Source organism: Gracilimonas sp. (genome assembly GCF_031581265.1).
Lineage (GTDB): Bacteria > Bacteroidota > Rhodothermia > Balneolales > Balneolaceae > Gracilimonas.
This window is the reverse complement of the sequence record NZ_JAVLBQ010000005.1, coordinates 14,353-36,280: the sequence shown is the minus strand read 5'-3', so window position 1 is coordinate 36,280 and position 21,928 is coordinate 14,353. Positions and strand designations below refer to the sequence as shown.

At 40.8% G+C, this 21,928-nt stretch carries 21 protein-coding genes; 11 read left to right on the top strand and 10 right to left on the bottom strand.

Annotated elements, in window-relative coordinates:
• Nucleotides 1–13: 13 nt before the first annotated feature.
• The 7 genes from RI561_RS03310 (at nt 14) to lepB (ending at nt 10,479) form a co-directional block, all read left to right on the top strand.
• Nucleotides 14–745, top strand: coding sequence for a hypothetical protein (locus tag RI561_RS03310; protein WP_395078803.1), 732 nt, complete (start codon nt 14–16; stop codon nt 743–745).
• The gene (locus tag RI561_RS03305) at nt 711–1,985 is read left to right on the top strand and encodes an Ig-like domain-containing protein (RefSeq protein ID WP_395078802.1); all 1,275 of its coding nucleotides are present in this window, start codon (nt 711–713) and stop codon (nt 1,983–1,985) included. Before RI561_RS03310 ends, RI561_RS03305 begins: the two co-directional genes overlap by 35 nt.
• On the top strand, nt 1,922–6,337 hold the full coding sequence (locus RI561_RS03300; protein ID WP_395078801.1) for an Ig-like domain-containing protein: 4,416 nt from the start codon (nt 1,922–1,924) through the stop codon (nt 6,335–6,337). Before RI561_RS03305 ends, RI561_RS03300 begins: the two co-directional genes overlap by 64 nt.
• Before the next feature lie 167 nt (nt 6,338–6,504).
• Nucleotides 6,505–6,843: a phosphoribosyl-ATP diphosphatase gene (hisE, locus tag RI561_RS03295; protein ID WP_395078800.1), complete on the top strand. Its 339-nt coding sequence runs from the start codon at nt 6,505–6,507 to the stop codon at nt 6,841–6,843.
• Between the two features lie 126 nt (nt 6,844–6,969).
• The gene (gene lepA, locus RI561_RS03290; RefSeq protein ID WP_395078799.1) at nt 6,970–8,775 is read left to right on the top strand and encodes a translation elongation factor 4; all 1,806 of its coding nucleotides are present in this window, start codon (nt 6,970–6,972) and stop codon (nt 8,773–8,775) included.
• A gap of 4 nt (nt 8,776–8,779) precedes the next feature.
• Entirely contained in the window at nt 8,780–9,370 is a 591-nt protein-coding gene (locus RI561_RS03285) for a hypothetical protein (RefSeq protein ID WP_395078798.1), read from the top strand.
• Between the two features lie 8 nt (nt 9,371–9,378).
• A complete protein-coding gene (lepB, locus tag RI561_RS03280; protein WP_395078797.1) occupies nt 9,379–10,479 on the top strand; it encodes a signal peptidase I in 1,101 nt (366 codons plus the stop codon).
• A gap of 86 nt (nt 10,480–10,565) precedes the next feature.
• Here the strand turns inward: lepB and rlmN are convergent, their stop codons facing one another.
• The 7 genes from rlmN to RI561_RS03245 form a co-directional block, all read right to left on the bottom strand.
• Complete coding sequence (rlmN, locus tag RI561_RS03275) at nt 10,566–11,678, bottom strand: 23S rRNA (adenine(2503)-C(2))-methyltransferase RlmN (protein WP_395078796.1); 1,113 nt, start codon at nt 11,676–11,678, stop codon at nt 10,566–10,568.
• Nucleotides 11,679–11,741: 63 nt separating this feature from the next.
• Entirely contained in the window at nt 11,742–12,248 is a 507-nt protein-coding gene (locus RI561_RS03270; protein ID WP_395078795.1) for a Spy/CpxP family protein refolding chaperone, read from the bottom strand.
• A 1-nt stretch (nt 12,249) separates the two neighbouring features.
• On the bottom strand, nt 12,250–12,585 hold the full coding sequence (locus RI561_RS03265) for a hypothetical protein (RefSeq protein WP_395078794.1): 336 nt from the start codon (nt 12,583–12,585) through the stop codon (nt 12,250–12,252).
• 3 nt (nt 12,586–12,588) lie between these two features.
• Nucleotides 12,589–13,203, bottom strand: coding sequence for an RNA polymerase sigma factor (locus tag RI561_RS03260; protein ID WP_395078793.1), 615 nt, complete (start codon nt 13,201–13,203; stop codon nt 12,589–12,591).
• Between the two features lie 77 nt (nt 13,204–13,280).
• The gene (locus RI561_RS03255; RefSeq protein ID WP_395078792.1) at nt 13,281–13,775 is read right to left on the bottom strand and encodes a Spy/CpxP family protein refolding chaperone; all 495 of its coding nucleotides are present in this window, start codon (nt 13,773–13,775) and stop codon (nt 13,281–13,283) included.
• 73 nt (nt 13,776–13,848) lie between these two features.
• Nucleotides 13,849–14,580: a M48 family metallopeptidase gene (locus RI561_RS03250; protein WP_395078791.1), complete on the bottom strand. Its 732-nt coding sequence runs from the start codon at nt 14,578–14,580 to the stop codon at nt 13,849–13,851.
• 18 nt (nt 14,581–14,598) lie between these two features.
• Entirely contained in the window at nt 14,599–15,231 is a 633-nt protein-coding gene (locus tag RI561_RS03245) for a peroxiredoxin-like family protein (RefSeq protein ID WP_395078790.1), read from the bottom strand.
• Nucleotides 15,232–15,337: 106 nt separating this feature from the next.
• On the opposite strand from RI561_RS03245, the gene RI561_RS03240 reads away from it, so the two are divergent.
• Nucleotides 15,338–15,976: a mechanosensitive ion channel family protein gene (locus RI561_RS03240; protein WP_395078789.1), complete on the top strand. Its 639-nt coding sequence runs from the start codon at nt 15,338–15,340 to the stop codon at nt 15,974–15,976.
• 53 nt (nt 15,977–16,029) lie between these two features.
• The gene (locus tag RI561_RS03235) at nt 16,030–16,227 is read left to right on the top strand and encodes a hypothetical protein (protein ID WP_395078788.1); all 198 of its coding nucleotides are present in this window, start codon (nt 16,030–16,032) and stop codon (nt 16,225–16,227) included.
• Nucleotide 16,228: 1 nt separating this feature from the next.
• On the opposite strand, the gene RI561_RS03230 is transcribed toward RI561_RS03235, so the two are convergent.
• Both RI561_RS03230 and RI561_RS03225 read right to left on the bottom strand, forming a co-directional pair.
• Nucleotides 16,229–17,329, bottom strand: coding sequence for a hypothetical protein (locus RI561_RS03230; RefSeq protein WP_395078787.1), 1,101 nt, complete (start codon nt 17,327–17,329; stop codon nt 16,229–16,231).
• Nucleotides 17,330–17,593: 264 nt separating this feature from the next.
• A complete protein-coding gene (locus RI561_RS03225) occupies nt 17,594–18,349 on the bottom strand; it encodes a ZIP family metal transporter (RefSeq protein WP_395078786.1) in 756 nt (251 codons plus the stop codon).
• 265 nt (nt 18,350–18,614) lie between these two features.
• Here RI561_RS03225 and RI561_RS03220 point away from each other — a divergent pair, with 265 nt between their 5' ends.
• On the top strand, nt 18,615–19,637 hold the full coding sequence (locus RI561_RS03220; RefSeq protein ID WP_395078785.1) for a porin: 1,023 nt from the start codon (nt 18,615–18,617) through the stop codon (nt 19,635–19,637).
• Nucleotides 19,638–19,723: 86 nt separating this feature from the next.
• A complete protein-coding gene (locus RI561_RS03215; protein WP_395078784.1) occupies nt 19,724–20,980 on the top strand; it encodes a carbohydrate porin in 1,257 nt (418 codons plus the stop codon).
• Here RI561_RS03215 and lgt read toward each other — a convergent pair.
• Nucleotides 20,977–21,813 carry a prolipoprotein diacylglyceryl transferase gene (gene lgt, locus RI561_RS03210; protein ID WP_395078783.1) on the bottom strand — a complete coding sequence of 279 codons (837 nt, stop codon included), beginning with the start codon at nt 21,811–21,813 and terminating at the stop codon, nt 20,977–20,979. The genes RI561_RS03215 and lgt overlap by 4 nt on opposite strands.
• Nucleotides 21,814–21,928: the final 115 nt, after the last annotated feature.

Below are 21,928 nucleotides of genomic sequence, written 5' to 3'. Positions count from 1 at the left end.
CGATTTATATCCTATGAAAAAACGATACGAATTTACTTCTTCGAAATTATTTATCTCCAAACCTATAATAAACCGTAGTGTTGAAACTCAACGAAATTCTACTACAGGTTTGCTTCACTTATTTAAACAGATAAAATCGGTTTGTCTGGCATTCATTATTCTTGTAATAGGTGCATTCAGTATAGTTCCTCAAGATGCATTTGCACAAACAACTTTCTACGATGCTGATTTTTCACCGTTTAAATTTAGGGTAAACAATTCTACGTTAGAAGATGGTGCAAATAGAGAAGCTAATGGTGCAGTGCAGTTGTATCAGGATGTTATACAAATTGACGGGGATAAAATTGATGCCATCATTCGAAATATTAAAACACAGGATGAGAAAATATTAGCTGACTTTGATCCCGATTTTCTAAGTGGAGTAGGCGCTCCTAATGCTACCGTAGGGCAAGATTGGTTAATATTAAATTTTAGTGGAGGAAATGGGGGAGGAATCTTTGAAATCGAATTTATTGAGGATGGGAGTTTCAATAGCATTACTAACGAAGGAACCCCTGTTACTCTGCAAAATGTAGTCATTAACTCTTATGACCATGATGGAGGAGATACACAGTTTGTTGAGTTTGGAGGGTTTGGTAAGAGTGAGTTATCAGGAGATTCATTTATAAATACGGTTTATAACAGTAATACAAGCCTGACAAGGTTTATTTATGATGGAAATGGAGCACCTGGATCCTCCCGGTGATGATGGAACTACTACTACAAATCCTTCGGATATTGGCGATAATTATCGTGTCAGAGTTACTTACAATGAATTAAGTACTTTTCGAATTAGTGTAGGTTCGGCTGGAGGACCTGCTTATTTTGGACTTGAGTTTGCCATTGGTCCCTACTTTGATGTTGATACTGGTACGATAGTAGTAGTTGAAGCTCCAACCGTAGATTTAGATATAAATACCAATGGTTATGGCAGAGAAGTTGGGTTTATTGGGAATGAACTCAGTTTTACGGAAAATGCGCAAACAAATATTCCAGATACTTCAAGCACTCCCTCTCAAAATGCAGGCTCATCTTCTCTTGATGAGTTAAGAGTTCAGTTTGACACTAGTGATATTTTAAACGGTTCTGATGAAAAATTAATCATCGATGGTGCAACCTCAGGTGGCTCCATTGATCTTGACTTTAGCGACGGAGATCCAATTTCGAACGTAATCGTTGGTGGGGTAACATTTGAAGTTACTGCTTCTGTTAGTGGAGATAAGAGTTCATTAAGTTTTGCAGAGAGTGGTGGAGATTCTGATATCGCAGATATGGAAATGTTGTTAGATGCTCTTAGATATGATAATGAGGCTACAGTTCTCCAGACTGGGGTTAGAAACTTTGAAGTTGTAATTAGAGACGGCGCTTATGACAGCCCTTATGCTCCTCTTTCAATTGATGTACCATCAGTAGTAGCAGATCTTTCAACGTCAACAATATCGGCATCTCCATCAACTATTACCGCAGATGGGGTAAGTACCAGTACTATTACTGTTCAACTGAAAGACAATTCTGGTACGAATTTGACGGAATCAGCAGGAGATGTATCTCTTTCTAATTCGGGAACCGGAACCTTATCGGCCGTAACAGATAATGATGACGGTAGTTATACCGCCACGCTAACTGCTCCCTTAACTGCAGGCAGTGCTGTTATTACCGCCGATTACGAAGGACAAGATTTAACGCATAGTTCAAACCCGGTAACGGTAAACTTTACAGCTGGGTCAGCCACCAAAGTAGAATTTCTACAGCAACCGGGAGATGAAAATGCAGGAGATGTTTTTTCCCCTTCAATTACCGTTCGTCTGTTGGATACCAACGATAACCTGGTAGAATCTGATGGAGTAAATATTTCATTGGCTATTTCAGGGGGGCAACCTTGGTGGGTACCACAACTCAATCAACAACTGATGGCATTGCCACGCTTGATGTTACCGGTGATTTAGTTGGATCTGTAACCATTGAAGCTGAGACAGAAAACACGGCTTTAGCTACATTAAATGATGACATTACGTTTTCGGTTACCACAGATTTAGGTACACCAACTATAACTACTCCGTTGAGTCAGGAACTCATTAATGCAAATGAGGCCACCTCACTAACAGTAGCAGGAACGGTGCCAAATGGAGCTAACGCCAGAATTACCATCACAGATGAGAATAACAATCAGGTTGGCCCAACTACAGTTACGGTAACTGGAGGTAATTATACCGGTGATTTTGATGTAAGTGGATTGGATGATGGAGACTTAGAAGTGGAGGTTGTAGGTATCGATGCATCGGCAAATGAGTCGGGGCCTGTTTCTGTAGATCCCATTTTAGATACTGAAGCTCCCACAGGATATACAGTTTCCTGGGATACCGATCCGATAAATTCAGGCAATCAAACCAATGCCGGGTTTACCATATCCAATGGTGAGGATGATGCCGACTTTGACTGGACGATCACCGATGGAACCGACCAGATAACAGATTCCGGAACCTTTAACGGAACTACAGCCTCGGTGACAGGAATAGATGTCTCCGGACTTGCTGAAGGTACGCTAACAGTAACGGTAGCTTTGACCGATGAAGCCGGAAATGAAGGAAATGAAGTCAGTGATGATGTAGAGAAGGATACTACAGTTGCACCGAGTTTATCCAATATTGCTCTGGGTGAAGATGGTAACGACAATCTTACATTTTCTTTTGACAGTGATACTAAGTTAGGCACAGATCCATCAGATATCGATATAGCAATTGATGGCCCAACTACGCAGCCGGCTTACACCTTTGACCGTTCTGATTTCACAGAGACCGACAACGGAGATGGCACCTTTACATACACACTATCAGCAACACAAGCGTATGATGATGGTGATGGCACGTACACTGTAATAATTAACGATGCCATTGATGGAGGAGGAAATGACATCGCAGATGGGGGAGATACAGATGACTATGATTTTGACGGAACCCCTCCGGTTTTGGCAGTAGAAGACCAACAAACAAATGATAAAACCCCGACTATTAAAGGTACATCTGATGAGATCGGAGGCACGGTTAGTATTGTAATAAATGGAGAAACGTATACGGGAACCGTTCAAAGTGATGGGTCTTGGAGTATAGAAGTCACTGATGAACTCGAGGATGGGGAGTATCCCGTTACCGCAACAATATCAGATGATGCAGGAAATACTACCGAAGCTACTGCAGCGATCACTGTGGATACTTCCGGTCCGCTTTTAACCGTAAGTGATACGGAAGCCAGCACCCCTACACCGACAGTCTCGGGGACCTCAGATGCTCCCGAGGGCAGTACGGTTACAGTGATAATTGAAGGTGAAACATATACTACGACTGTTCAAGCGGGTGGAACCTGGAGCGTTCAAGTTACCAATGAATTGCCGGACGGTGAGTATACGGTAAATGCGAGTGTTACCGACGAACTTGGAAATACGACAGAGGCCACTGGCACGCTTATTATAGATACCAGCGGTCCGTCGTTGACCGTCGATGATGGTACGGCCGAAACATCTACCCCAACGGTAACCGGCAGCAGTGATGCCCCTGAAGGCACCGAAGTGACCGTAGTTATAAACGGGACTTCCTATACAACTACAGTTATGGGAGACGGTACATGGTCTGTGATTCTGACAGAGCCCTTGCCTGATGGAGAATACCCGGTAAATGCGAGTGTTACTGATGAATTTGGGAATACAACAGAGGCTACAGGTACCTTAACGATCTCAACGGTATCACTGGAAAATATTACGATCACTGCCGTTCCAAATCAGATCATAGCAGACGGAAATTCAACATCTGTGATCACCGTTCAGCTTTATGATGCAGGCGGTGAGGTTGTAGAGGAGTCAAAAGGAGTGGTTGAACTCTTTACGGATACAGGTACCCTGAGTGAAGTAACTGACAATAACGACGGTACATATACGGCATTGCTAACATCCACAGTTTCCACAGGTACTGCTACCATTACCGGTACACTAAACGGGAATGATATTCAGGATACAGAGGAAGTTGAATTTATTGATCCGGGTATTGACAGGTTGGTGATCGTCAGTGGAAACGGGCAATCACAACAGGTTAATACTTCACTGGATGAACCGTTGGTGGCAGCTGCTTATGATGCAGATGATCAACCAATTGAGGGTGTTAATTTGACCTTCAGCCTTGTTTCTTTTCCTGCTAATGCTCAAAACCAACAGCTATCTTCAAATACGGTAACAACCGGTCCAGATGGAACAGGCGCTGTAGAATTTGATCTGGGGACCAAGTCAGGGGAATATCAAATTGAGGTACGGGCAGCCGGCGTTGATACGGTATTGTTCAGACAATATGGGGTGGCCGGTCCTTTGGCTTCGTTTGTGATCATCGGCGGCGATGAGCAAGAGCAGCCGACCCTAAGTGTACTGGAGGATTCACTGTCGGTACGGATGCGGGACGAGTTCCAGAACCCGATCGTTGGCCAGCCGGTGGACTTTGCCATATTTGATAGCCCTGAATTTTCGAGGGGGAGTGAGTTTGAGCCTGAAACAGCAGTATCAAATCAACATGGAGAAGCTCGCGCCGCCTTTCGATTGGGTGATGTTGGCGGGGAATATAGGATCACTGCAGATGCAGTGGGCCAGGGTTTTGATCCTTTGGAATTTGTGGTTACTGCCGTGGAGAAAAGACCAAATCCTTCTATTATAGATACCGTAAATACCGTTGTTTTTGACGGCACCTTGGATACATTCATGTATGCAAACCAAAGTACAAGCTTAAACGAACTGGAAAGCTTTACTGCCGAAATCTGGGTTCTTCCGGATTCTCTAACCGAATATTATGAGCTCTTCAACAAAACCGGGAATTCATCAGATGATAGTCAATTTCTTATTTGGGGAGAAGGCAATAAATTATTTGCAACAATCTATTTAGATGATGGAAGTGAAATCACAGTAAGTGCAGGTTCTATTTTTGAGAAAGAGAAGGTTGTTGAGGGAGTCCAGAAATCTGTTTTCAATGAAGCTGATTCAGTTTACAAATGGACACATCTCGCTTTAGTTGTAAATGATGAGAATAAAACGATTGACCTGTACAAAAACGGTTTCCGCATAGCCAGTGACAATTTTGAGGGAAACTTACAACAGGGAGCCTCACAACTACAGATGGGCCGGGGATATGATGGAGAAATTCATGAAATTCGTATTTGGAATACGCCTGTAAGTAAGGCAGGAATTCAGTCACGAATGACCCAAATTTTATCAGGAACGGAGAATAACCTGGTGTTTTATCATACATTTGATGACAAAGGAATTGTAGCAGAAGATTTGACCACCAACGGCAACCACCTCCAGCTCGGAAATAGAGTAGTTAGAGAATTCAGTGTTCGCGGTATTCCCAACATCGAGATGAACGAAAATGAGGAATATATAATGGCGTTCAAGGATGTAGATGAGTTTGGGGACCCACTGGCAACTATTATAACCGAATTACCGAAGAATGGGAAGATTTATCAGGTGACCAACGATGGCCAAGAAGTTGGTGCCGAAATCACATCCGTACCCACTATGTTAACCGATGAGAAAAACAGAGCTCTCTATATTCCGGAAAGAAATTATTTTGGAGATGATTCACTGGGCTACATGCTCGAGGATATCTTTGAGAATCGTGCAGAGGCAGTAAGAGACATAATTATTTATTCAGTATATCGTCCGCCAACAGCGTTCTCTCTTATTTATCCTTCTATTAAGGATACCATTTATGTGGATATTAGAAATGAAAATCAAATGGTTGACTTTAATTGGGGGCCAAGCGAGGTATATGGCAATGCCAATACCGAGTATATTCTCACTATTTGGAATGAAGCCGGAGAGGAAGAGCAATACAGTGGAATCCCTGACACTGCCTATTCAATTGAGATGAATAAATCCATACTCAACATCGATGAAGATTTTACTTGGAGAGTACAGGCTACTGATGGGATAGATACAACGCAAAGCATTAGTGAGCTTTCATTTAGTATCTCCCGGGAAGTCCCGCTGTATTATCAGCTGCATCAGAATTATCCGAATCCATTCAACCCGGTAACAAATATTGAATATTGGGTTCCTGTAAACTCCAAGGTCCGAATTGAGATCTATGACGTGCTGGGAAGACAAGTACAGGTATTAGTAAATGAGGATAATGTAGGCAGAGGCACTTATCAGTTTACCTGGGATGCGCGCGGGTTGGCAAGTGGAATTTACTTTTACCGAATGGTATCAGAAGGAGTAAATGGGAGTCAATTCGTGAAAATGAAACAAATGATGCTCATTAAATAGATAGAATAAATTTCTATATATCAGAAAATCCGCAGCAAACTCATCTTGGGATGATTTTGCTGCGGATTTTTTTGTTTAATAGATGAATTAAGTTGAAGTAGGCATTGTATTGATGATATAAAATGATGAACTTTGTCCCCGCTGAAAAACCAATTATTTAAGTTAATATGGCAGATATCAAGACGATCACAAAAAAAGATTATGAGTTTTTAATTGAATTGGAAGAGCTTCTCTATGACCGTAAAGAAGAGATGCCGGACGGCTCATACACTACCAGTATGTACAAAAAAGGTATCGATAAGATCGCGCAAAAAGTAGGAGAGGAGGCTGTTGAAACAGTGATTGCTTCAAAAAACGAGAAGAACAAAGACACAATAAATGAAGCGGCCGATCTTATATTTCACTTGATGTTACTGCTTGCCGAAAAGGAAATTCCACTACATAAAGTAATTAAAAAATTGCGCAAACGTCACAGTAAAGGATCTCATAAACATATTGGGGAATAAATCTGTAGAAAGCTTAACCACTCAAAATAATGTTTGGATAAAATAGCATTAACGAAATTTTAACAGCTCCTGCCTTCTTTGTATCTTTATTTCTTTAAGTGAGACGCACTATATCCTATTCAATTTATGAATAACATCCGAAATTTTTGCATTATTGCCCATATTGATCATGGGAAATCAACTTTAGCCGACCGGCTGCTTCAGATCACAGGCGCTATAAGCGAACGTGATATGCAGGAGCAGATCCTGGACGATATGGATTTGGAGCGTGAACGCGGCATCACGATTAAAAGCCATGCTATTCGCATGGATTATAAGCGTCCAAATGGGGAAGACTATATTTTTAATTTAATCGATACCCCGGGGCATGTCGATTTTGCCTATGAAGTATCCAGGGCCTTAAAAGCGTGTGAAGGGGCTATTTTAGTGGTTGATGCAGCTCAGGGAATTGAAGCTCAAACTATATCTAACCTTTATCAAGCTATTGATCAGAACCTGGAAATTATTCCTGTATTAAATAAAATCGATTTACCCGGAGCTGATCCTGAGGGAGTAGGCCAACAGATTGTTGATTTAATTGGATGTGATTTTGATGAAATTCTTCATGTTTCCGGTAAAACAGGTGAAGGAGTTAAAGAGCTTTTAGAAGTTATTGTTGACCGAGTTCCGGGACCAAAAAGAGAAGACGAGAAACCACTGCGAGCTCTTATCTTTGATTCCATCTTTAATACCTATCGAGGTTCCATCGCCTATGTTCGCGTGATGGAAGGAGTACTCCGGAAGGGTGATCTGTTTAAATTCATGGCCAATAAAGAAGAATATAATGCAGAAGAGATTGGCTATCTGAAAATGAAGAAGGAGCCTACTAAAGAACTCCATGCCGGAGAAGTTGGATATGTTATTGGAAGTGTTAAATCGCTGCAGGATGTGCGTGTAGGTGATACCATTACCAAAGTAGATAATCCTGCCAAAGATCCTATTCCTGGTTACCAGGAAGCAAAACCCATGGTGTTCAGTGGAATTTTTCCAACCGATTCAGACGATTTTGAAGACCTTCGCGCTGCCCTTGAAAAACTTCAGTTGAATGATGCTTCCTTGACATACGAACCGGAAACCTCTAAAGCCCTCGGTTTTGGATTCCGGGCGGGATTCCTTGGATTATTGCATATGGAAATTGTGCAAGAGCGGCTCGACCGGGAGTTCGATATTGATATCATAACCACCGTACCCAACGTACAGTATGAAGTTGAGCTTGAGGAAACCGGAGATCGCATTGAGGTGGATAACCCAAGCCAGATGCCGGATAATGGCGATATAAAGGCGATTTACGAACCATATATCAAAGCAAGTATTATAACTCCGGCTAATTATATTGGTCCTGTTATGAAACTATGCCAGGATCGCCGAGGGAATTATGTAAATCAGTTATTCATGCAAAATAATCGGGTTGAAATTGCGTATGAATTACCGATGGCAGAAGTTGTATTTGATTTCTACGATCGGCTGAAATCTGGTACCCGAGGATATGCTTCCCTGGATTATGAATTCATTGAATTTAGAAAAGGTGATTTAGTCCGCCTGGATATCCTGCTTAATGGTGATCAGGTGGATGCATTGTCAAGCATTACTCACCGTGATAAGGCGTATTACCTGGGACGTAAAGTTTGTGCGAAGCTAAAAGAACTTATTCCACAACAACAGTTCGAAGTTGCCGTACAGGCTGCCATCGGAAGCAGGGTTATTGCCCGTGACACCGTGCGTGCAATCCGTAAAGATGTGACTGCTAAGTGTTATGGCGGTGATGTTTCTCGTAAGAGAAAATTGCTTGAAAAACAGAAGGAAGGAAAAAAACGAATGAAACAAGTTGGTACGGTAGAAGTTCCACAAGAAGCATTTCTCGCCGTACTTTCAATGGACGAAGACGATAGATAAAAATATGCAGAAGCTAACAAAACGAATATTACTCTTTTTTGTAATTATGGTTCTTATCTCATCTGCCGCCCAGGCGCAGTTTGAGGAGCCCGAAATCAAGAAGGTAGAAAATACCAAAGAAGCTAAAGCCGCTTTTCAGTCAGAATTTTCAGATATAAAATGGACCGGACAGGGATTTAATTACAATGAACTGGATCGAATGCCCGCTATAGAAATTAGAGCGGTATTGCAGGATGTTTATGGTGATCCCACGCAAACGGTGGAGGATATTATAGAAAAAGATGGATACCTAAGGGATGGAAAATCCATACAATTTGAATATTGGTTTATTATTGACGGGTATATTCCCATGATGGTGCTGGATCTCGAAGGACCATTCGAAAATGGGTTAGTCTATGTTGGTGCCAGCCGGTATATAGATTTGATGCCCCAGGTAAAGCGTACACTGACTGAAGAACTTAGAGCAGCATCCCCTAAAGAATATATTGATTACTTTTTCTCTCCTGAAAGAGATCAGTGGTTCAGGGTTTCCTATGAGGCCGGAGAATACAAAAAAGAGGAAATTAAGCAGCCCTCTCATATTAAAACTAAATAACGCACACTTTGGAAAACGACAAAAAACCTAAAGGCGACGGTAGCACCTACTGGCAACAAAAAAAGAAAAAGAAAGAAGCTGAAAACAAGAAGGCTAAATCTTGGTTGAGGGAGTGGGTTGATGCTATTGTATTTGCATTTATAGCCGCTGCTATTCTCCGTGCATTTCTATTTGGTTCGTATAAAATTCCAACGCCATCTATGGAAAAAACTTTGATGACGGGAGACTTGCTTATCGTTTCCAATGTTACTTATGGTGCCAGAACGCCCATGGGGCTTTGTGTTCCTTTTGTTCAGGGCATGTGTGTGCCGGGCGTTGATCTTCCATGGACTCGTCTTCCGGGAGTTAGAGACATTGAGCGAAATGACATTTTTGTATTTAATGTACCCTGGGAAGTAAAGCCGATTTCACAAAAGACAAATTACATCAAACGTGCTGTAGCCATTGCAGGAGATACCATTTCTATCCAAGATAAAACGCTTTATATAGATGGAAAGCCGGAAGTAACCCATGAGGGAGTACAGAAGCATTATGTGGTGCAGATGGCCGATCGCGTGCGACTCAGTACGGCTAAAATGGAATCGGTAGGGGGAGAATTGGTTGGGTATAATAACGAAAATACTTATATCCTTAACCTATCCGCTGATGTTGCTGAAACAGTACGGGACTGGAGTGAAGTGGATACCATGTTTTTGAATGTGAAGGGGGAAGGGATGACCGACAGAAATTATGTACAAAGTCAGGGCGATTTTTCAAGAGCATTTAACAATGCCGATCAAATGCCTGAAATTGTAGTTCCTTTTAAAGGGCAGGAGATTGAGATTACCAACGATAATTGGTTTATCTACAAAGATCTTATAGAACGTTATGAGCGCAATGATCTGCGCCGTGAAAACGGACGAATCTATATAAATGGAGAAGAGACAAATACCTACACGGTGAAACAGAATTACTACTTCGGGATGGGAGATAACCGTGATAACAGTCAGGATTCGCGTTTTTGGGGCTTTATCCCACAAGATCATGTAATCGGAAAAGCTTCCATCATCTGGTTCTCAATGGATGGATGGGTACCACGATTTGAGCGGGTGTTTAACCTTATTGAGTAGGCTTAATGGAGTGCCAATAATTTTCGATTGAGTACCCTCTCTTACTTGTTTGTGAGGGGCTAGTGAATACCTCGCTGATTCCCCTTCTAATTCTTCGCCATCGTTTTACCCTTGGGCGCACCTTCACGAATAGCTAACTGTCCGCATCCTGCATCAATATCATCGCCGCGACTCCGACGTACAGTAGCGCGTACATCATTCTTGATAAGTTCTCGCATAAAGTTATCTAATCGTTCTTCACGGGCTCGCCTGAGCTCAACACCGGCTACATTGTTGTACATAATAATGTTGACCTTGCTTGGGACCCATTTCACAATTTTGGCAAGATTACGCGCATCTTCCGGGCTGTCATTGAAATTATCAAACAGCAGGTATTCGTAGGTAATAGCTTTGTCCGTTGCTTTGTGATAGTGTTTTACAGCATCCTCAAGACTTTCAAGATTCATGGAGCTGTTGATAGGCATGATCTTATCTCTCTTCTCATCGGTAGGGGCGTGTAACGATATAGCCAAGTTAAATTCTTCCTGATCATCAGCGAGCTTCTTGATCTGTTTGGTAAGTCCCACCGTAGAAACCGTAATTCTTTTGGGAGATAACTCAATACTCAATGGGTCGGAAATGATATGAGCTGAATTTACGACCGCTTTAAAGTTGTGAAGCGGCTCTCCCATCCCCATATACACAATATTGGTTATTTTCTTACCGTATTTTTCTTCAGCAATATCGTTGATGTATTGTACCTGGTCTACAATTTCACCATGCGTGAGATTTCGAAATAGGCCCATTTTACCGGTTGCACAAAAAGCACATCCGAAAACACATCCAACCTGAGAAGAAACACAGACGGTTAGCCGGCGTGCAGCCCCATCCGCAAAAAAATCAGGAATAAGTACAGCCTCAACTTTGTATTCTTTCTCCGGATCGTTGAGCTGGAAAAGAAACTTGATGGTTCCATCTTTAGATTCTTGCTGTTGAACTAAGTTAATTCGATTGACCGTAGCAATTTCCCGAAGCTTCTCGCGAAGATCTTTGGATAGGTTGGTCATATCCTCAAATTCGGATACTCCTTTCTGATACATCCATTGAAAAATCTGGTCAGCTCTAAAACTTTGGAGTCCCATTTCTGAGCAGAAATGAGTGAGCTCTTCTTTGGTGAGTGCTTTAAGGTCGGTCTTTTGTTGGGTCTCGGTAATTTCCATAGACCCTAAAGATACGGATTAATCATCCGAACATCGACCATTGGTGGACATAGAAATTTCTTACTACCGGTGCATTCTCTCCCTGTGCTCTCTATTGTCATGTTGATTTCTGAAGACCGTATTTTTCAGTACTTTTTTAAACTTTTGTTGCTGTTCGCTGTTTAGTACTTCTTTCATCTCTGCCATATGTTGATACATAGCTGATTCTATCTGATGATATTGACCGGTTATTAAATTAAGCAGTGAATCTTTTTTAGCTTTATTGCCGCTTTCATCACTCATGATAAACTCAAGGTAAGCCTGGCGATATTTATTTAGGCTATCCCTGTTTTGCCTGACTTCGCTGAAATGAGCATGTCTTAATGATTCTACCGAATCCGATTGAGCATCGGTTAGATCTAATCTTTCTTTCATAAAGTGTTGTGCGGGATTTCGGTCTCGATCATCCGCATTTCTCCAATTGCGAACATCCGGTTTGTTAATCCAGATGGTAAAAAGGGTAGCGGCATTCAGTAAAACCATGACAATCAAACCGCCAAGCGCCCATTTATATTTTTTTGATACTTCCATGTTATTCTTCCTCAAAAGTTTGGTAATAACTTAAATCAAGGGCTTGATACTCATAGGTCAACTCCTCGACGATCTCTTGTTCTGTAGCCGGTTCATCCGGTATTATATTTTGATACATTGATAATGAAATGACATTCAGAAATAGGAATACGACAACAGCGGCCATTGAAAATGCAAACCCATAATTGAAAGACCCCTCTAATTCCGTCTCTTCTCTGTTTTCTAACTTGGCAGACAAGCGGCTGTAGAAAAAAGGATCGGTCTTGGCAGGTTGAAATCCATCGAGTGACTGCATGGTTTTTTCCACTTCACGATCTGTTTTATTTTGAGTATTCATGGTTCAATCCATTTCATTTTGTTCGTAATAGGTGCGTAACTGCTTTATTAAGTTTTCTTTAGCTCTGTGAATCAGTGATTCCACAGCCGACAAACTTTGCTCCATGACATCTGCGACTTCTTGGTAACTGAGTCCCTCTACTTTTTGAAGGGTGAAGGCTACCTTTTGCTTTTCTGTTAGCTTATCAATTTCACGGAATAATATCTTTGCCCGTTCTTTGTTTTCAAGCTTAATACCCGGGTGCATATAGCTTTCCTCATCCGATTGTTCATCGGGATTATTAAAAAGTGAATTCAATGCCTGGAAAAAACCGAATCTTTTCTGTCTTTTCCGATAGCGTATGAGTTCCAGAGATTTTGTAACAGCAATCCTATAAATCCATGTCGATAAAGTTGCTTCTTCCCGGAAATCATTGATCGAATCATACACTTGTATAAAAACTTCCTGTGATACATCTTCGGCATCGTGGGGATTACGTAAGAACCCCAGGCAAGTATTATATACCTGGTCTTTGTGATCGTTTACCAATTGTTTAAAAGCAGCTTCATCACCGTCCTGAAGTCGCTCTATTAAGCTGGTTTTTTCGATATCCTTCTGGTTTACACGTTTTATATCCACATTTCTAAATTGCATAATAATAAGGCCGGTGATCAAATAAAATGCAGGGATTTAACTCCCTGCATCATTGATCTAAGCTACCTATTCATGCCCCTCATCATATGAGGTTTGTTTGCCTTATTTCTCATGTGAAAGGTGTCGAATTTAATGCGTTGTTCATCAGTTAGAAGTTCACGGATTTCTTGCCGGTGAGAAATTCTCTTTAACATCATCTTAGCGTGAAGTTCACTCATTTCATTAACGAGCTCACTTACGGAATTCTCATCGTAGTTATCTCCGGTTGTTAGCGTTTGGAGTTTAGCGCGATGCTCGCGTATTTGATTGCGTAAAGGCAGCATCTCTTTTTGTCCTTTCAGGTGTATTTCTTTTATTTGCTCACGTTGTTCTTCAGTCAAGTCAAGCATTCGCATCATATTTTGATGACGATCCATCTGATTGGCTCGCATGGTTTTCATTTTCTCCATACGTTCCGTTTTGGGGCGTTCCATCTTTTGGCGCTGCTGGGCATTGGCTTGAATAGCAAAAGCTGTAAAAAGGATTACTGTGGCAAGTATTTTAGATAATAATTTCATAGTTAAGCTCCATATCTAAGTTGAGGTTCATTCACTTAGATGCCATTTCATCAAAAAACCTTCGACTTTTTTTTCAACAATTAGATAAGGGGCCGGTTTTATTTAATTCGGCCTTCAGTGATTTCCAGTTCGGAAGAAACTGACTCATGAAACCGTAAAACCTTTTGTTGTGCAGTCGCTCAAGCAGGTGAACCATTTCGTGTACCACTACATATTCCAGCAGTTCAGGACGTTTCTTTGCTAATTCTAAGTTCAGCCAAATTCTCCGATCCCGGATATTACAAGTACCCCATCTTGTTTTCATGGCCTTCACTCCAAATTCTTGAACAGAAACTCCCATTATGGGTTCCCATTTTTGAATCAGTAGTGGAATTTCTTTTTTAAGGTGAGCTCTGTACCACTCTTTTAAAACCTTGGCTTTCTTATTGATATCAGCTCCCGGCCGCACTTGTAAAATCAGGGTATGATTTCCTTCAATAATTACTTCAGGAGGGCTGTTCTTTTCTACCACTCTTAGTTCAAATTCGTTGCCAAAGAATAAGTGCTTTTCACCATTGACGAAATTTAAAGTAGCAGAAGGCTTTGGAGAAATTTTTCGGGAAAGGTGCTTCTTAATCCAGGGGATTTTGGCTTTTACAAATTCCATAACGGCCTTTTCAGGGGCATGTCGGGGAACCGATATTTTAACCTCTTGTTTGGAAGGATACACTCTCAAATTCAGATTCTTAACATTCTTCCGATGCAGGTTTACTTCAATACCTGAAATGCTTAAGGTCTGCTTGCTAAAGGTTTTATATCGAGGCATAAAAAACAGCTAAATTCCTTATTCCTCAAAGTAAGCCCGGGCTGCTGTAAGTAAAACATCCCCATTAATTCGCTCTTTATACTCGGGATTCACGTAATTAAAACGCACAATGCCTTCTTTGTTTAAAATGTAAACCGCCGGTGCAGGGAGCAGATGATGATCATACCCGGAGTCTTCTTCAAGATTGATACCCACGGATTTGTACCGCTCTATGGTTTCTTCATCTACTTTAAAAGCCAGTCCAAAAGCTTTTGAGGTAGTCATTGGGCTGTCTGATAGCAGGGTGTAACCTAATGCTTGATCCTGTAAAGTTGCTTTTAGTTTTTCGGGCCGGTCAGGACTGATGGCAAAAATTTGGTACCCAATTTCATACAATTCGTCTTCAATTTGTTGCAAATCTGAAAGATGTTTGCTGCAGTAAGGGCACCATCCACCCCGATAGAAAATAAGAATAGTAGGCTGTTCGGAAACTTCAGCTCTTAATGAAATTGAATTACCATCAACCGTTTTAAGGTGGACATCGGGTACCTGAGAGCCTATAAGTAAAGGTGTTACTTTATCTGCACTTTCTGCGGGGCTTTGTGCGAATGATGTATTTATAAACAGTAAAGAAACTAAAAGTAGAAAAAGAGACCGCAAGTAATAATTCATGGTATTCAATTTTAGTATTAATAAACGCTTGAGAAAATGTATGGAACAATTTTTAAATAAATATCCTTGCGAAGGATACAATTAATAACACAAATAAAAAGGTTTTATGGAAATTGATAATACGTATGATTTAATAGTTGGTAAAGTCGAAGAATGGCTGACAGCCACCATTGAGATGTTGCCCAATTTGGTGGTTGCATTATTAGTACTGCTGGTTTTTTATGTGATAGCTAAGTTTATCAAAAAAATGGTTGGTAAAATGCTGTCTCAGGTTACCGATAATAAAACGGTGACGGGACTGGCTCAGACAATTTTGGGGGTAATGGTAATAGGCATTGGAGTGTTTATTTCACTCAGTATTTTGAATCTTGGCGGAGCGGTGACAAGCTTATTAGCCGGTGCAGGTATAATAGGGTTAGCTTTAGGTTTTGCTTTTCAGGATATAGCGTCCAATTTTATATCGGGGATTTTGCTCTCCATTCGCCATCCGTTTGGAGTGGGAGATATCATCGAGACCAATGGATTGTTCGGAACGGTTCAAAAGCTGAATTTGAGAAACACTATCGTTAAGACTCCCCAGGGACAGATTATGTATGTGCCCAATAAAGTGGTTTATGAAAACCCACTTACCAATTATACCAAAAATGGAGAGCGTCGAATAGATTTGGCTTGTGGTGTATCATATGGTGATGATTTAGAAAAAGCCCGTGAAGTGGCCATAGAAACAATTTCAGAGTTAGATTAAGGGATAACAGCCGGGATGTTGAATTCTATTACAATGAATTTGGTGGCAGTTCGGTGAATTTTTCAGTTCGTTTTTGGATAGACTTCAAAAAACTTCCGGAGTATTGGAGTGCCCAAAGTGAAGCAATCATAGCACTAAAATCAGCTTATGATGAAAATGATATCATGATTCCATATCCAATTCGAACGCTTGATTTTGGAATTCGCGGTGGTGAAAAATTAAACGAAGTAATGAATACCTCAGCCAATTAGATTATAAGCGGGGGTTCACTACACTGTTATAAATAGAACCGAAGTTAAACTCGAATCCAATAGAGCCACCGTAATTATAGGAAGTCGCCTGTTGTTTCAAATTCAGCAGGCGCTCTTCTTCAGTAAGGTCACCGGCCGGCAAGCTGATCTGGTCGTTGATAAGTGAGTATCTTCCGGATAAGAAAATAGAAAGACCTCTCAAAAGACGCACATTCACTCTAAATCTCATATTTACCCGGTTTTTGCTCGGATCGTGGAGATAAGTACCGGCATTAATCCATGAAAAAACACCGCCCCAGGGTTGCGTGAAATCAGTGACAATATTTAATTCAGGTCTCCAAAGAAATTCTTCTGTTACATTCAGGATGGTCACTTCACTGTAGTCATAAAATGCACCTGCCATTCCAAGCCTGAAGGTGATTTGACGGCGATTGAATTCATTGTAGGGAAAGAGGCTGTACTCAATTGATGGACTGGCACCGATACTCAGGTCAACATTATCCTGGCTGGATGACCTCACCCGGCTGTATCCACCCACGGTCCAGTGATCGCCAAGACTTTTGGCAATGAGGGAGGTGAAATTCTGAGATTCTGTTATAAATATATCTGTTTTTGTACTGCCATCATCATTTTTTGATCGAAAAACTCTTCGGTTATAATCTCTTCTGTAATCAAAGGTAGTTTTCCATTCATCAGTGATTCTTCGGGCGTCAAAACTGCCGTCAAAACTTAGGTTACCCCTCGATTGTTCACCACTAAAGCTGGTACTTGCTCTCAGCTCAAATACCCAACTATTCCATGGATCTGAATCAGAATCTTGACCTGATTCATTATCATTAACTTCACCCATAAAATTGACATCTAAGTCTGAAAGAACATCACGATCTACTAAAAAGTAAATTAGGCCAAGTTTTACGTGCCGGACCAACTTCCGTCTTCTGGTATCTTCCGTATCTGATTTAGGACTTATAAATTTCAGGTTGTAGGATTTCCCTGAAATATTTTTTTGACCTAAAAAATTCAAATCATATTCCCTTCCGCCACTACCGGTCTGCTGGTTGGTAATTAGCAAGTGAACTTCAGCATCGGTTTGATCACGCACAAAATTTATATAATTAATTTCAGACCTAATGTAGCTGTCGTCACAGCCACGACAATCTAAAAAAACATTGATTGTTTGCGGGGGTTCAGAATTCTGAGTTTGTGCAAAAGCTAAGAAAGGAAATAAAATCAGTAACGCCAGTAGAAAATGCTTGAAGTTCAATGCCCTGTGGATGATAGATGATTATTTAGTCAGACAAAGGTAAGAAAGCACTCTCTTAAGCTTTGAAAAAAAAGCTTAAATAATAGTAAATAATTGTTACGGTTAGTGACCAATTAAAATTTGAAAAGCACTCATGGCAAGAACAGCAAGGGTCACCCAAAGGCCTACTTTTTTAGCTTCACACTTTTCAAGTGCTTCGGGTATTAAATCAGCAAATACCATCCAAATCATAGCCCCTGCTGCAAAACCAAGACCAAATGGGAGGTATTCTTTAAAAATTTCAACAAACAGAAAAGCAGGAACGGCCATCAAGGGCTGGGGTAAACTTGAGAAAATACTCCACCAAACGGCTTTAATGGGGGAGGTGCCTTGTGGAACCATAACCAAGCTGATGGCCAAGCCTTCAGGAATATTATGAATGGCAATGGCGATGGCGATGAAAATCCCAAACTCCATGGTATTGGCAAATGAGACGCCAACACTTATTCCCTCAGCAAAAGAATGAACTGTCATGATACCCAAAAACATGAGCATCTGTTTTCGCTTAGCACCCACTAAATCTTTGACGTCAACATCAGAGCGCCCATCCATCCATTTGTTCGCCAAAACAACCAAAACCACACCTGCCAGCATGCCGCCGAGGGTCATCCATTCATCCAGATCATAGCCTTCCATTATTAAGCTGAAACTGGCTGCCAACATTAATCCTGAGGCTGCTGCATTAGATTTTCCAAGTAGCGACTGAGAAATATCTTTTATAAAAAAGAAAGGAACTGCACCTAAACCGGTAGCAACGGCTGTTAAAAGGGCATATAAAAATACCTGTGCGATAGGCTCAGAAAGAAAATCAAAACTCATCTGAATATTAATTTATTTCACGCTAAGGATACTTACTAACAAACAAATAACCTATCTAAATAAGAATAGGCAAAAGGGTATTACAGGGAGATAAAATTGATACAAGTTTCATATTAAAAAGATATTTATGAAACGTTTTTACCGAAAACTGTTTTAAATTTAAACAACATCAGTTAATGGATTTAAAATCATAAAAACAAACATTTACCTCTTGGTTAGTTATCAGCACATGTACAAGAACACAAGAATTAACAACAAATTGATTATGAGAAAATTTAAGTACCAGCTATTGTGGGTAATTATTTTATTCATTGGAATTATGCCGATGGATTTAACTGCTCAAGAAAACTCAGAAAGCGAAAGAATTGATGCTTTGAAGGAAATGGTAAAGAGTGAATCTTTCAACTTGGGTATGCTTATTCAATCAAGGGCAGTTTTTTCCTTTGATGATAACGGAACACGAACTTTTAGCGTACCACAGGCCAGATTTAAAGGAACCGGAACATTAGATGGCGGTTTCAGCTACAACTTGCATTTTGACGTGGCGGATGGATTTACCCTTTTGGATGCACAAATAGGATATGCAGTTAACGAACAAACTACTTTCACGGTGGGTGCACAAAAACCGGGTATCAGTTACGAGTTTTTAACCGGACCTCATAAAATAGATTTTGTCACCAGGAGCTTAGTAGTAACAGCACTAACCCAAAACAGAGAGTTTGGTGCAAAACTTGCCGGTGGCTACCAAAGTGGTTTTAGCTATAGTTTGGGAATTTTTAATGGAAACCGGTTAAATCAAAACGATAACAATAAATTTTATTATGCCTCCCGGTTTGCCTATGAAACTTCAATAAATAATGAGGGGAATTTGATTGTGGGAGTGAACGGTTCATATGGGGAACAATCCAATACATCAATTGCTTCAGTAAGCCTGCCAAACATAGAGGGCGAGCGAATTATCTACGGTGGTGATTTCAGGTTTGAAAACACAAAGGTGATCCTTGCTTCTGAGTTGTTGGCAGCTAACTTAGAGTACACAGGTTTTACTGAAGAAGACAATGTATTTGGTATGCACTTGACCGGTGGATTTAAGTTTGAAAAATCTGAGGTACTGGCTCGCTTTGAAAATCTAAATACAAACCTATTGAACGATCAGGAACGTTTAGTATTTGGATATACCCGGTATCCAACTCAGCAGACAGCTTTCAGAATCAATTATCTGCTGCCGTTGGATGACACCAGCTTCAGTAATCAGGGGTTGGCACTAAACTATCAAATTACATTTTAATTCACCTGAATTTGAGTAAATGAACCGTCGGCTATTTTGGGCTGATTTTTATTCTAAATTCATAAAAATAATATAAGGTAGATACTATGAAGTCGGTTTTAAGGGTAGTTTTGGTATGCTTCACTTTAACTTTATTGGTATATGAGGGTGTGCAAAGCCAAACCAATCAGGAAGATTCTCCATTTAAGGTAAGCGTCTCTTATACGGGCGATGTCTTTGGGAATGTAGCTGGCGGTCTGGATCAAGGCGTTAGGTATTTCGACAATATTGATGTGAATATGGAAGTTAATTTTGGTGAATTGCCTCTGGGTTTGGATGGAACAACATTTTATATATATGGTTTAGGAAATCAGGGAGGCAGCATTACCTCGTTGACCAGTGATTTACAGGGAACAAGTAATATTGAAGCGGAAAATTCATGGCGAATATTTGAGGCATGGGCTCAAAAAAAATTCTTTTTAGCCAACAGCTCCATTTTGTTTGGGCTATATGATATAAACTCAGAATTTAATGCACTCAACAGCAGCCTCTTATTTCTAAACAGTTCCCATGGCTTAGACCCCACCATTGCACTTAGCGGAGAATTAGGCCCTTCAACATTTCCTTATACTTCGTTGGCCGCACGATTTAAAATTAACCCATACAAAGGATTGGTTGTTCAGGGAGCCGTTTTAGATGGGGTTCCCTCAAATCCAGATAATACTGTAGGAACCAAAGTTTTTTTGCGGGAAGAAGATGGATTCTTCCTTATTGGGGAAGCAAGCCTGAATAGTGTGAGCGGAGAAAATCTTCAAATGAGAAACCGTGTGGCCAGATTACAGAATATGCTTGCGCCCGGTGTAGAAACAGATAACAAAATTGCCTTTGGAGGGTGGTATTATTCCAAGGAAAATGTGGTTTTTGGAACATCGGGAAATCAAAAAAACGAATGGGGAGTTTATACTTTGGGAGAATATGAGTTGTATTCAGGAACTGAAATGAATGAGATAAGTATTAAAATTTTTGGAAGGGCCGGTTGGGCTAATCCTGACCTTCACGAAGTATCAGGATACCTTGGCGGAGGAATAGTTGCAGACGCCCTGTTTTCAAAAAGACCGAATGATAAAACCGGTATTGCTATTGCATACGCGGCTATGAGTTCTTCCTATATTGATAATATCAGGATGAATGATGAAGCTCCAGTTCCTGAAAAAGCAGAAACTAATATTGAACTCACCCACCAATTTGCTTTAAATGATTACGTGCAGATTCAGGCGAATGCTCAGTATATTATTAATCCCGGAGCAAGTTCTGAGATCAATGATGCTTTTGTAGCCGGCACAAGACTTATTATTGGCTTTTAACTGTTACCGGAGGGATTACTTCCTGCCTTATTCCAATCCACTAACTTGGTAACAATGTAGATACCAATTAAGACCAGCGGAATACTGAGTAATTGTCCCATGTTGAACATCCAGTCACTCGCGAAGTTAGCTTGAGGTATCTTCGTGTATTCCAGTAGAAAACGACCGGAAAAAAGCAGAATCAGGAATGTGCCAAATAGAGAACCTTCTGGTGGATTGGCTTTATATTTCTTATAAATCGTCCAGAGCACGGCAAAAACGATAATGCAAAGTAAAGCCTCATACAACATGGTTGGGTGACGCGGAACCATACCTGCAGGTCCCGGAAGGTTACTAAAGATAACGCCCCAGGCAGCATCAGTTTCGTGCCCGTAGATTTCAGAATTCGTGAAATTTCCTATTCGGATGAAAGCACCACCTACAGCCGTTGGAATGACCACACGATCAGCAAGCCACCAAAAACTCATATTCCGCGCTTTTTTAGCCTGGTAATACATCGCCAAAATAATGCCGATAGCTGCACCATGACTTGCAAGCCCTCCATTCCAAACCGCTAAAACTTGATCAAGATTGCGAAGATAGTAGGAGGGATCATAGAAAATAACGTGACCTAAGCGAGCACCAATTACGGTTCCCACTAAAATCCAGGTGAGCATGTTTTCCATCTCCTCAACTTTTCGTCCGGCATCTTTCCACATTTTCACCCCAAACAAATAACCGGACACAAAGGCACCGGCAAATAAAATTCCATACCACCGCGGAGCTATAGGCCCAAGCGAAAAAATTTCTGGATCAATACCCCAAGTTAGGTTGTCGAGCAATGCTAAAATCATAAAGTTGATTCAATGATAAATTCACAGAGAAAATAAGAACCTGACTGTCATAAAAAAATTCAATTCTACAAGCTATGTCTTTAGTTTTGAAAAAGCAGGCTTTGTCTTCAATAGA